General features: G+C 69.5%; 11 protein-coding genes, 1 rRNA gene and 1 pseudogene. 1 reads left to right on the top strand and 12 read right to left on the bottom strand.

Features of this window, described 5'->3' with window-relative positions; all coding sequences use genetic code 11:
• The 10 genes and pseudogenes from AB7I40_RS23555 to AB7I40_RS23510 all read right to left on the bottom strand — a co-directional run.
• Window positions 1-134, bottom strand: a pseudogene (locus AB7I40_RS23555) (alanine dehydrogenase); the annotation flags it as partial.
• 68 nt (window positions 135-202) lie between these two features.
• A complete protein-coding gene (locus tag AB7I40_RS23550) occupies window positions 203-802 on the bottom strand; it encodes an NUDIX domain-containing protein (protein ID WP_428347873.1) in 600 nt (199 codons plus the stop codon).
• A 16-nt stretch (window positions 803-818) separates the two neighbouring features.
• A complete protein-coding gene (locus AB7I40_RS23545) occupies window positions 819-2,510 on the bottom strand; it encodes a CTP synthase (RefSeq protein WP_428347874.1) in 1,692 nt (563 codons plus the stop codon).
• 11 nt (window positions 2,511-2,521) lie between these two features.
• Complete coding sequence (locus tag AB7I40_RS23540; RefSeq protein WP_428347875.1) at window positions 2,522-3,430, bottom strand: copper transporter; 909 nt, start codon at window positions 3,428-3,430, stop codon at window positions 2,522-2,524.
• A complete protein-coding gene (steA, locus tag AB7I40_RS23535) occupies window positions 3,427-4,629 on the bottom strand; it encodes a putative cytokinetic ring protein SteA (RefSeq protein ID WP_428347876.1) in 1,203 nt (400 codons plus the stop codon). Before steA ends, AB7I40_RS23540 begins: the two co-directional genes overlap by 4 nt.
• 99 nt (window positions 4,630-4,728) lie before the next feature.
• Window positions 4,729-6,474 carry a DNA repair protein RecN gene (gene recN / locus AB7I40_RS23530; protein WP_428347877.1) on the bottom strand — a complete coding sequence of 582 codons (1,746 nt, stop codon included), beginning with the start codon at window positions 6,472-6,474 and terminating at the stop codon, window positions 4,729-4,731.
• Entirely contained in the window at window positions 6,467-7,453 is a 987-nt protein-coding gene (locus tag AB7I40_RS23525) for an NAD kinase (protein ID WP_428347878.1), read from the bottom strand. The genes recN and AB7I40_RS23525 overlap by 8 nt, the downstream gene beginning before the upstream one ends.
• Window positions 7,450-8,289 carry a TlyA family RNA methyltransferase gene (locus AB7I40_RS23520; RefSeq protein ID WP_428347879.1) on the bottom strand — a complete coding sequence of 280 codons (840 nt, stop codon included), beginning with the start codon at window positions 8,287-8,289 and terminating at the stop codon, window positions 7,450-7,452. Before AB7I40_RS23520 ends, AB7I40_RS23525 begins: the two co-directional genes overlap by 4 nt.
• A gap of 6 nt (window positions 8,290-8,295) precedes the next feature.
• Window positions 8,296-8,514: a hypothetical protein gene (locus AB7I40_RS23515; protein WP_428347880.1), complete on the bottom strand. Its 219-nt coding sequence runs from the start codon at window positions 8,512-8,514 to the stop codon at window positions 8,296-8,298.
• 11 nt (window positions 8,515-8,525) lie between these two features.
• Window positions 8,526-9,548 (bottom strand): HAD-IIA family hydrolase, encoded by a 1,023-nt coding sequence (locus AB7I40_RS23510; protein WP_428347881.1) that lies wholly within the window; start codon window positions 9,546-9,548, stop codon window positions 8,526-8,528.
• A 45-nt stretch (window positions 9,549-9,593) separates the two neighbouring features.
• Here AB7I40_RS23510 and AB7I40_RS23505 point away from each other — a divergent pair, with 45 nt between their 5' ends.
• A complete protein-coding gene (locus tag AB7I40_RS23505) occupies window positions 9,594-10,724 on the top strand; it encodes a DUF1015 family protein (protein WP_428347882.1) in 1,131 nt (376 codons plus the stop codon).
• On the opposite strand, the gene AB7I40_RS23500 is transcribed toward AB7I40_RS23505, so the two are convergent.
• Entirely contained in the window at window positions 10,699-11,019 is a 321-nt protein-coding gene (locus AB7I40_RS23500) for a single-stranded DNA-binding protein (RefSeq protein WP_428347883.1), read from the bottom strand. The two genes, AB7I40_RS23505 and AB7I40_RS23500, sit on opposite strands and share 26 nt — an antisense overlap.
• Before the next feature lie 237 nt (window positions 11,020-11,256).
• Window positions 11,257-11,337, bottom strand: a 5S ribosomal RNA gene (rrf, locus tag AB7I40_RS23495); the annotation flags it as partial.

The raw sequence follows: 11,337 nt of genomic DNA, 5'->3' as shown, positions 1-11,337 counted from the left end.
ATCGACGACCCCACCCCCGCACCAGCCTCAACAAACACCTCATGCCCATGCGACACCAACTCATTCACACCCGCAGGCGTGATCGCCACCCGAAACTCATTGTTCTTCACTTCCTTGGGAACGCCGACCTTCACCGTCTACTCCTGTTCTGGGCACCGCCCTCGTCGCTGGCGGCGAGACTACTCCTCGCCGGCTGTCGGGTTCAGGGTCGGTCGAGGCCACGCACCTTGACCGCGAGGACCGCCTGGACGACGGGGCCGTCAGCCACGCGTCCGTCGAGCACCGCGGCCAGGAGGTCGTCGAACGGCACCATCAGCCGCTCCATCTCGGCCTCCTCGTGTTCCAGCACGAAGTCGCCACGCGGGCTGTCCCTCAGACCCGTGGCCAGGAAGATCTCGATCCGTTCCGTGGTGAACCCGGGCGAGGACCAGGTGCTGAGCAGCCGCGTCCAGTGCTCGGCCTCGACCTCCGCCTCTTCGCGGAGCTCCCGTTTGGCCGTCTCGACGGCGGGTTCGCCGTCCTCGTCGCGGAGCCCGGCGGGCAGCTCCAGCAGCCGATGGCGTACGGCGTGGCGGTACTGGCGCAGGCACACCACCTGGCGGTCGTCGTCCATCGCGAGGATCACCACCGCACCGGGATGCTCCACGACGAACCTGCGGAAGTCCGGCCCGTCGTGATGACCCGGCGGCCGGATCCGGTCCGATCGCAGTGCGATCACCCAGCCATCGCGGTGCAGGTCGACCGACTCGGTCACCGGCCAGCTCTCGTCGGGGAGGTCGGAGATCGGCGCGGATGCGGTCATGACGCGACCGTACCGGTCAGTCCTCGTCCTCGTCCTTGCGGCGGAGTCCAGACTCGTCGATCGGGAAGCGGAGTTCCTTCTGGCGCTCGATCGCCGCGCCGATCAGGCCGGCGAACAGCGGGTGCGGGCGAGTCGGGCGGCTGCGCAGCTCCGGGTGGGCCTGCGTGGCGACGTAGTAGGGGTGCACCTCACGTGGCAGCTCCACGAACTCCACCAGGTCGAGGTCGGTGTTGGTGCCGGAGAACACGAGCCCGGCCTCGCTCAGCTGGTCGCGGTAGGCATTGTTGAACTCGTAGCGGTGGCGGTGGCGTTCCTCCACCACGCTGGCGCCGTACACCTCGCGCACGATGCTGCCCGGTGCGAGCTCGGCCGGGTAGAGGCCCAGGCGCATGGTGCCGCCCAGGTCGCCAGCCCCCTCCACGAAGCTGGTCTGCTCCGCCATGGTCGAGATCACCGGCTCGGGGCAGGACGGATCGAACTCGGTCGAGGCGGCCTTGTCGACTCCGGCGACGTTGCGGGCGTACTCGATCACCATGCATTGCAGGCCGAGGCACAGCCCGAGTGTGGGAATGCCGTGGGTGCGGGCGTAGTGCAGAGCTCCGAGCTTGCCTTCGATGCCCCGGATGCCGAAGCCTCCCGGCACCAGCACTGCGTCGACGTCCCCGAGCAGGCGAGCGGCACCGGCCGGGCTCTCGCACTCGTCCGAGGCGATCCACCGCACGTGCACCTTGGCCTCGTGGGCGAAGCCGCCCGCTCGCAGCGCCTCGCCGACGGACAGGTAGGCGTCCGGCAGGTCGATGTACTTGCCGACCAGGGCAACGGTCACCTCCTCCTTCGGGTGGTGCACCCGCCGGAGCAGGTCGTCCCAGACGGTCCAGTCCACGTCGCGGAACGGCAGGTCCAGGCGCCGTACGACGTAGGCGTCGAGACCCTCGCGGTGCAGCACCTTCGGGATGTCGTAGATCGAGGGGGCGTCGGCAGCGGTCACCACTGCCTCCTCGTCGACATCGCACATCAAGGAGATCTTCTTCTTGATCGACTGCGGGAGCTCGCGGTCGGCGCGGCAGACGACGGCATCGGGCTGGATACCGACCTGGCGCAGCGCCGCCACCGAGTGTTGGGTAGGCTTGGTCTTCAGCTCGCCCGAGGGACCGATGTAGGGCACCAGGGAGACGTGGAGGAAGAAGACGTTGTCGCGACCGATGTCGTGGCGCACCTGGCGGGCGGCTTCGAGGAACGGGAGGGACTCGATGTCACCGACCGTGCCGCCGACCTCGGTGATCACCACGTCGACGTCGGCACTGCCCATCGCCAGGATGCGTTCCTTGATCTCGTTGGTGATGTGGGGGATCACCTGGACGGTGTCACCCAGGTAGTCGCCGCGACGTTCCTTGGCGATCACCGACGAGTACACCTGTCCGGTCGTGACGTTGGCGATCTGGCTGAGGTCGGTGTCGAGGAACCGCTCGTAGTGACCGATGTCCAGATCGGTCTCCGCGCCGTCGTTGGTCACGAAGACCTCGCCGTGCTGGAACGGGTTCATGGTGCCGGGGTCAACGTTGAGATACGGGTCCAGCTTCTGCATGGTCACCCGCAGCCCACGTGCCTTCAGCAGGCTGCCCAGGCTTGATGCCGTGAGCCCTTTGCCGAGTGAGGAGGCGACGCCTCCGGTGACGAATACATGCTTGGTGGGAGCCCCGGTCTTCACGGGGTTCTAGCCTACCCGACCGGGACGGGTCCGTCCGCACCCGACGCCCCGAACGCGCCGATGGTCCCGTCCGTGACGGCACTGAGCGCCAGCACCGCGGTGACCTGTCCGGCCCCGGTCTGCACCGAGTCGGTGGTGGAGACCGCGGCCGTCAACGTCTCGTCCTCGCGCAGCTGCGCCAGCTCGCCGTCGGCGGCCGAACCGGTCGAACCGGCCACGACGACACCCTGGCTGACCTGCGCAAGACCGGTGGCGAGGCCCGCCATGACGACGTCTCCCCCGGCCTCCAGGTCACTGGGTTCCTCCCCCATGACCACCAGCACCAGTGCTCCGCGCTTGGTGGGTGCGGCGGTGCTGGTCAACAGCTCGGCGCCCTTGAGGCTCTCGAGGATCGAGGTCGCCCGGTCATCGATGGCCGAACCGCCCGGGGTCCTGGTGGCGAGGCCCAGTCCGAGCAGCCGTCCCATCCGGACGTAGGTGGTGGCGTCGGCCGGGATGTTGGCGTCCTTCAGCGAGGTCGCCAGCTGGCTGCCCAGCGTGTCCACCAGTGACTTCTCACCAGGGTCGACAAGGCCGGGGGCAGCGGCGTACTGACCGACCACTTCCCCTCCGGCGGTGTCGACCAGGGTGCCCAGCTGCTTGGCGACCTCGGGGTCGGCACCCGGCATCGTCACCAGGACGACGCTCTCGCCCTTCAGTGTCTGAGCGAGGGTCGAGGGTGCTGTGGCGGTGACGTAGTCGTCGGCGAAACCGTCGGCGGCGGTCGCGGTGGCGTCCTGCTTCTTCGCCGCTGATGTCTCGGCTGCGTCGTCCGTGGTCCGGCCGACCTCGGAGAGGGGACCTCCGCCGAGCACCACGCCGACCGCGAGGGCGAGGAAGACGGCGACGAGCGAGACGAGGTGGTGGCGGAACGAGATCACGAGAAGAGTCCTTGCAGGGAGTCGAAGAGGTCGGTGGCACCGTTGCCGAGCGCGTCGGCCCACTCCTGGCCCACGGGTGTCACGCCGATGGCGGCGGCGAGCGCGACGAGGCCGGCGATGACCACCATCAGGAGGTGTCGGGGGCGGACGGTGCCGGAGTAGAGCTCGGGGACCGCGGCGGCATCGACGAGGCGCGGCCCGAGTTTGAGTCGGGTGAGATAGGTGCTTGCCAGGCCCGCCCGCTGGCTGTCGAGGAACTCATCCAGGGTTGCGCTCATGCCGACCCCGACGATCAGCGAGGCGTCGTTGAGGTCACCGAGCAGCAGGGCAGCGTCCTCCGCCGTGGCTCCGGTCTCGAACCGGAGTGGCTGCACCCCGAGTCGTTCGAGCGGCTCGGTCACCGTGCGGGCTGAACCACGGTCGACCAGGGCCACGACGTCCCGGGCCGCCTTGACGGCCTTGGACGACACGGCCTGATGCCCGTCGCCGACCCGCCCCTGGCTGGTCACCACGAGTACGTCGAGACGGTGGCCGGCCGCCAGGAGCACGTCACCACCACGATCGACTCCGATCAGGACGGGTGCCTGTTGCTTGATGAAGGATGAGATCCCGGCGAGTTCCGCCGCGTGGTCGTGCCCCTGCACCACCACGACGACCGGACGTCCGGCCAGTGCAGTGGCGAGTCGCGGAGCACCGGAGCCATGCAGCAGGAGGTCCTGCTCGCGACGCAGGAACTCGGTGCTGTTGTGGGTGAAGCTCTCGAGCTGTGCACCGAGGCCCTGACGGGCCGCGGTCATCTCCTCGATGACGGTCTCGAGGTCGACCACCCGGCCGTGCGCCACCGGCGCCTCGTCGACGTACACGGTGCCTTCGTGGAGCCGAATGGCGGTGGCGTCCTTGATGGCTGCGAGTCCCGCGGTCCCGATGCCGTCGACCAGGGCGATGCCGGACTGAGCGAGAAGCTCCGGCCCGAGGTTGGGATAGCGACCGGAGATGAAGGCCGAGGCGTTGACCACAGCCGCCACCTCGGCGTCGGCCAGGGCTTGGGCGGTGGCTCGATCCAGGTCCAGGTGATCGATCACGGCGATGTCACCGGGACGAAGGCGCGCCAGGAGGTTCTTGGTTCGCCGTTCGACCCGCGCGGTGGCGCGAAGTCCGGGCAGGGCGGTGTCGAGTCGTTGTCGCGCGGGGAATCTCATCAGTTCAATCGTGACAAAGACCCGTCGGTGATCTGCGCAACCGTGGGTGTCGGGCGAGTCGCCTGCTCCTGGCAGCTCCCGTGGACGGTCAGAGCGCGGTCAGCGCTCGGCCTGCGCCGTCGCGAGCAGCTCCTCAGCGTGGGCCAGCGCGGTGTCGGACTCCTCCTGGCCGGCCAGCATCCGAGACAGCTCGCGGACTCGTGCGGGATCGTCCAGCACGACGAGCCCGGAGGTGGTCACCGTGCCGTCACTCGACTTGTGGACCACGACATGGCGGTCCGCATAGGCAGCCACCTGGGGCAGGTGGGTGACTACGAGGACCTGCGCGCTGCGTGCCAGTGTGGCCAGGCGCCGGCCGACTTCGACCGCGGCCTTGCCACCGACGCCCGCGTCCACCTCGTCGAAGACGAAGGTCGGCACCGGGCTGGTGCCGGCGAGGGCGACCTCGAGTGCCAGCATCACCCGGGACAGCTCGCCCCCGGAGGCACCCTTGTGCAGCGGCCGGGGCTCCGACCCGGTGTTGGCCGCGAGCAGGAACTCGATCTCGTCGAGACCGGAGGACGTGTAGCGAAGCCACCTCCCGCCCACCTCCAACGGCTGCCCGGGACCCTCGGCTGCCGGTGGCTCCTCCGTGTGCTGGGTCACCGTCAGCGTGACCTGGGCGTGCGGCATCGCGAGCCGGGTGAGCTCCGCGGTGACCGTGCTGGCCAGTACGTCGGCGGCGCGGGTTCGTGCCGCGGTGAGCTCGGCACCGGTGCGGGCGAGATCTGCTCGCACCTGCCGGCGGGTCGCGTGCAACTGCTCGATCCGCTCGTCGGTGCCGTCGAGCTCCAGCAGCCGCTGGGAGGCGACCTCCGCCCAGGACAGGACCTCGTCGATGGTCTCGCCGTACTTGCGGGTCAGCGCGATCAGGGACGAGCGTCGCTCCGAGACGGTGGCCAGTCGGTTCGGATCGGTCTCGAGCCGGGCCGCGTAGGAGGCGACGTCAGCAGCGGCGTCGGAGAGCAGGTAGGAGATCTCGGCGAGACGGGCGGCCAGCGCCGCGGCCTCGGGATCGTGGTCCTGCACGCCTTCGAGGAGCCGGCGGGCCACTGAGGTGGCGCTCAGGGCATCGGGCCCGCCCAGATCGGAGGACAGTGCCTCCCGAGCTCCTTCGGCAGCCACGCGCAGGGTGTCGGCGAATCCGAGGCGGGTCTCCTCGGCGGCCAGCTCAGCATCCTCACCGGGGGCTGGCGAGACTGCTGCCACCTCGTCGAGCCCGAAACGCAGCAGGTCGGCTTCCCTGGCCCTCTCCCGGGCGTTGGCGACGACGTCGACCAGCTCGGTCTCGACGGCGACCAAGCGGCTGTGCAGGTCACTCCAACGGCTGGCGAGCTCACTGATCGTCGCGGCTCCGAAACGATCAAGGGCCTCGCGCTGGGCGCGCGGGCGCAGCAGGCGATGCTGGTCTGACTGACCGTGGACGGCGACCAGCGGCTCAGCCACCCCGGACAGGGCCGAGGCGGGGACCGAAGCACCTCCGACGTAGGCCCGCGAGCGGCCCTCGCTGCTGATGTTGCGGGCCAGCACGACCCGCTCGTCCTCGACCTCGCCCCCGAGGTCCTCGACAGCCGAGACCAGGCCCGGCAGAGCCGTCGACACGATCACGCCCTCGACGCGGGCGGTCTTGGCGCCGGTCCGCACGGCACCAGTGTCCGCGCGTCCACCCAGCAGCAGGCCCAGCGCCGTCACGATCATCGTCTTGCCGGCACCCGTCTCGCCGGTGATCACCGTGAGGCCGGGCCCGAGCTCGAGGGTCGAGGACTCGATCACTCCGAGCGAGCTGATCCGGATCTCCTCAATCATCGGCGCTGCCCTCAGATCGGCGGCGGCGCTCGGAGGCACCGCGCCAACCCTCGATCGACAGACCGAACTTCGCCACCAGGCGGTCGGTGAAGGGCGCCTCATGGAGGCGCACCAGGCGCACGGGCTCGCGCCCGCGCCGTACCTCGATGCGCGCACCCGGCGGCAGGTCCACCGTGCGACGACCGTCGCACCACAGCACACCGGCACCTTCGTTCTGGGCCAGGACCTCGACGGCCAGCATGGATGTGGGCGAGACGACCATGGGTCGGGCGAACAGCGCGTGGGCGCTGATCGGCACCATGAGGAGGGCTTCGACCCCTGGCCACACGACGGGACCCCCGGCGCTGAAGTTGTAGGCGGTGGAGCCCGTCGGAGTCGCGCAGACGACACCGTCGCAGCCCCAGCGCGAGAGGGGTCGGCCGTCGACCTCGACGACGACCTCCAGCATCCGTTGACGGGCGGCCTTCTCGACGCTGGCCTCGTTGAGGGCCCAGGTGCTGGCCACGAGCTCGCCGCCCCTGAACACCGACACGTCGAGGGTGAGCCGCTCCTCGGCCACGTAGCGCCGGTGCACGATGGCGTCGATCGTCGACTCGACGTCGTCGTACTCAGCCTCCGCCAGGAAGCCCACGTGGCCCAGGTTGACCCCGAGGAGAGCCGTCGTGGTGCCGCGGGTGAGCTCCGCGGCTCGCAGGATGGTGCCGTCGCCCCCGATCACGACCGCCAGCTCGCAGTCGATGGCGGCCCTGGAATCGGCGGGCACCACCTCCACGCTGGGTTCGGTGGCGGTCGGCTCCAGGCCGAGGTCGCGGGCCTCCTCGTGGAGCAGCCGGACGATGATGCCGTGTGCGGTGAGGGCTTTGCAGAACGAGCGAGCCACCTCACGGGCCTGGTCGCGGCCGGTGTGGGCGAGCAGCAGGACGCGTCGGATCTGCGGGACGCCCTCGATCGGGGACACGAAGGCATTGGTCACGGTCACGACTCCACCTTCTCACTCGCTACCCCCAGGTGCGCGGAGCGCACGACCTCCGCGGTCACGTCGTCGGGGCCGATCACGGCCTCGCCGTGCCGCAGCCACAAGAAGAACTCGACATTGCCCGAAGGCCCGGGCAATGGGCTGGTGGTCACCCCCTGGGCGCCCCAGCCCCGCTCGGCAGCTGCGGCCGCCACTGCACTGACGGCTTCGGCCCGGAGGCCGAGATCACGTACGACGCCGCCCTTGCCGACCCGGTCCTTGCCCACCTCGAACTGTGGCTTGACCATCAGGGCCATGTCCCCGTCGGGTGCGGTGACGCCGATCAGCGCATCGAGCACGAGCAGCAACGAGATGAAGGACAGGTCGCCCACCACGAGCTCGACGGGGCCGCCGATGAGCTCGGTGGACAGTTCCCGGATGTTGGTGCGGTCGTGAACGCGCACTCGATCGTCACTCTGCAGGCGCCACGCCAGCTGGCCGTACCCGACGTCGACGGCCACGACCTCCGCGGCGCCGGCGCGGAGCAGGACGTCGGTGAACCCGCCGGTGGACGCTCCGGCGTCGAGGCAGCGTCGCCCGGTGACCTCGAGACCCCGGTCCGCGAAGGCGGCCAGGGCTCCGGCCAGCTTGTGGCCACCGCGAGACACGTAGTCGGGGCGGTCCGGGTCGGCATCGACGAGGATCGCAACGTCGGTGGTGACCCCGGTCGCGGGTTTGGTCGCCACTGCACCACCCACCTTCACCCGGCGGGCGGCCACCAGTTCGCTGGCGTGCTCACGCGACCGGGCGAGCCCGCGGCGAACCAGTTCGGCATCGAGCCGCAATCTGCGTGGGGGCACGTCGGCTCAGCCACCAGGTCGCAAACCCGGCGGGATCGGGTTCACACCGGCCGGTGCCTGACTGTCCGACACCCGCCCGGGAGCCTCGAGGGCTGCCCTCAGGCGTTCGTGAGCCTGCTCGAACACGGCGATGTGGTCCTCGACCGGGAGTTCCTCGAGATCGGCCATCGTCTCGAGGACCGCGTCCACGTCAGGGTCACCGGTGGGTTCGATGGGCTCGCTCATGTCGGGCAACGCTACCCGTCGCTCGAGCCGGTGGCGGACATCGCGGGCGCGAGTCCGGAGACATCGACAGGCTGCCCGGTCGCATCGAGGTGCTGCCAGGCCGTCGCCGCAGCGCATCGCCACCAGTCGTCGACCCCACCGTCGCCCTCGACCACGAGGTCCCCGTCCTTGACGGTGCCACGCCATCCCCCCACTCCCCATGCGTCGTGCTGCTGCACGACCTCGGGGTGCGGGGTCAGCAGTCCGCCGAGATCGCACGCGAGGAACGTCGGGCGCTGCTCAGGCGGCGCCGTCACCAGCTCGGCGAGGCCGGTCACCCCTGTCAGGACGAGAAGTGAGTCCACCTCAGCGTTGTGGGCTCCGAGGATGTCAGTGTCCAGACGGTCCCCCACCATGAGCGGGTGGGTGCCTCCCACACGCGACACCGTCTCGTCCAATAGCGGCCTCTCGGGTTTGCCAGCCACCGCCGGGGACTTGCCCGAGAACTCAGCGAGCATGCGGACGACCACGCCATGGCCCGGGCCGAGACCGAACGCGGTCGGGATGGTCATGTCGGTGTTGGAGGCGACCCACGGCAGTCCTGCCCTGATCTGCACCGCCCCCAACATCAACTGCTTCCAGGGAAGATCGGGACCGTAGCCTGTGACCACCGCCTCAGGCTTCGCCTCCAGCGTCGTCACGGGCTCGAACCCGCGCTCCCGCAACGCGAGCTCGACCCCGGGACCACCCACCAGCAGCACCGGCGCACCTGGTCGGACGAGGTCGGTCAGCAGCCGGGCGGCGGCCTGGGCAGAAGTCACGACGTCCTCTGGATCGGCCGCGACTCCCAGCCGGGTCAAGTGCGCGGCAACGGCCTCGGGCGGGCGTGCTGCGTTGTTGGTCACGAACGCAAGATGGGTTCCAGCCGAGCGCACCCGCTCGAGGTGCTCCGGCGCGCCTTCCACTGCGCGTGGCCCGATGTAGACGACGCCGTCCAGATCGAGCATCACAAGATCGTAGGCGCGCATCAGCGGGTCTGTGCTGGAGCGGAGCATCTGGGCCCTCCTCATCACTTTGGCACTGCACCCTACGATGCTGCGATGGACACCACTGCGCCGGTCGCGCCGCCGTACGTGGTCAAGCCTTTCACCCTGAGGCCATTTCGGGCGCTGATGCTCGGTGCGTCCGGGATCGGCGACCCGGCATCGGCGCGAGCTTTCGCCCGGCCGTACGCGGACGTGCCGGCGAGGCTGCGCCATTGGCAGGACACCGGCCGGATCCACCGGGACGACGACCCTGCGGTCTACCTCCACGAGTACACCGCCGCAGGTGTGACGATCCGCGGCCTCGTAGGGGCCCTTGATCTGTCGCGCACCTCGCAGACCTGCCCCGATGCACAGCAGGCGGTCTTCCCGCACGAGGGCGTGCACCCCGAACAGGTCGATGAGCTCGCAGCCCGCATGCAGGAGATGCACATCAATCCGGCCCCCATCCTCCTGGTGCACCGTGGCCCGGCCGCGATGCGCGCGGTCATTCATGAGGTGGCGCAGACGCGACCGACCCTGTCCTTCGCCGACCGCGCCGACCAGGTCCATCGGTTGTGGCCGCTGCACGATCCCGAACATCTCAAGGTCCTGAGCGAGGGCTTGGCCGACACCCGGGCGCTCATCGCGGACGGGCACCATCGCTACGCGGCCTACCTGCGACTGCAGCAGGCCAACCCCGGCACTGCGTGGGACTTCGGCCTGGCCATGCTCGTCGACCAGAGTGACACCCCGTTGTGGCTGGGACCCATCCATCGCTTCGTGGCGGGCAGGACCATGAGCGAGGTCGTCTCGGCCTGTGCCGAACAACCGGGCTACGACTGCCGGGTGATGAGCCGCTGGGAGGCTCTGGAGCACCTCGGCGACCACACCCTCGTCCTCACCGACGACACGACCTGGGCCACTCTCACGCTCCCGTCCGCCGACGTCCTCGCGGTGGCGACCCTCGACGAAGTGCTCTTGCCCCTGCTGTCCGTCGAGAAGCGCAACATCTCGTTCCATCACACCGCCGAATCCGCCCTGGTCCAGGCCAGGACGCACTCCGGCACCTGCATCCTCATGCCGATCCCGCCCTTCGATGCCGTCGCCGACGCGGCCGGGGCGGGCATCCTCCTGCCTGAGAAGGCGACCTCGTTCCAACCCAAGCCCAGCCTCGGGGTCCTCATGAGGTCTCTCCTCGACGAATGAGGCGACCGGCGACGGCCTCCACCTCGACGCGGGAGACGGTGGCTGCGCCGGAGCGGAAGAAGCGACGCCGAAGGGCACCGGCCACTTCCACCTCGTCGCCCTCACGCCACGTCTGGACAGTGCGACTGATCCGGCCCTCCCAAGCCACACAGTCCAAAGCATCGGTGGCAGCAAGGGCTCTGGCCGGGCCGGACCGCGGAATGACCACGCGGAAGGACCACAGGGAGTCGCCGTTCGCCAAGCTTCGAAACTGCGGGTCGGACACGAGCCGCCCACGCAGCCGGACCCGATTCACAGCGCCACCGCGCGGGTCGACCTCGGTCCTGTCCGACGCCGGCCGGCTCAATGCGCATTGGTCACGTTGACCACCTCCTAGCCTCCATGCTCCGGCGTTCGACGCCGGCTAGCGAGGAGGGGACACGAACCTGTGCACACACTCGCGCCAGACGTGCCCTGTGGAGAGAATGAGGGCCCAAAAAGCGTGGGAAATAGCGTAGAGGCCACCCTGGTGGGTGGCCTCTACGAAGTGGTTGTCCGGCGACGTCCTACTCTCCCACAACCTTCCGGTTGCAGTACCATCGGCGCTGAAAGGCTTAACTTCCGGGTTCGGAAT

This window comes from Nocardioides sp. (assembly GCF_050246775.1).
GTDB lineage: Bacteria > Actinomycetota > Actinomycetes > Propionibacteriales > Nocardioidaceae > Nocardioides.
Note: the sequence above shows the minus strand (reverse complement) of the source record. Positions and strands in the feature narration are given on the sequence as shown.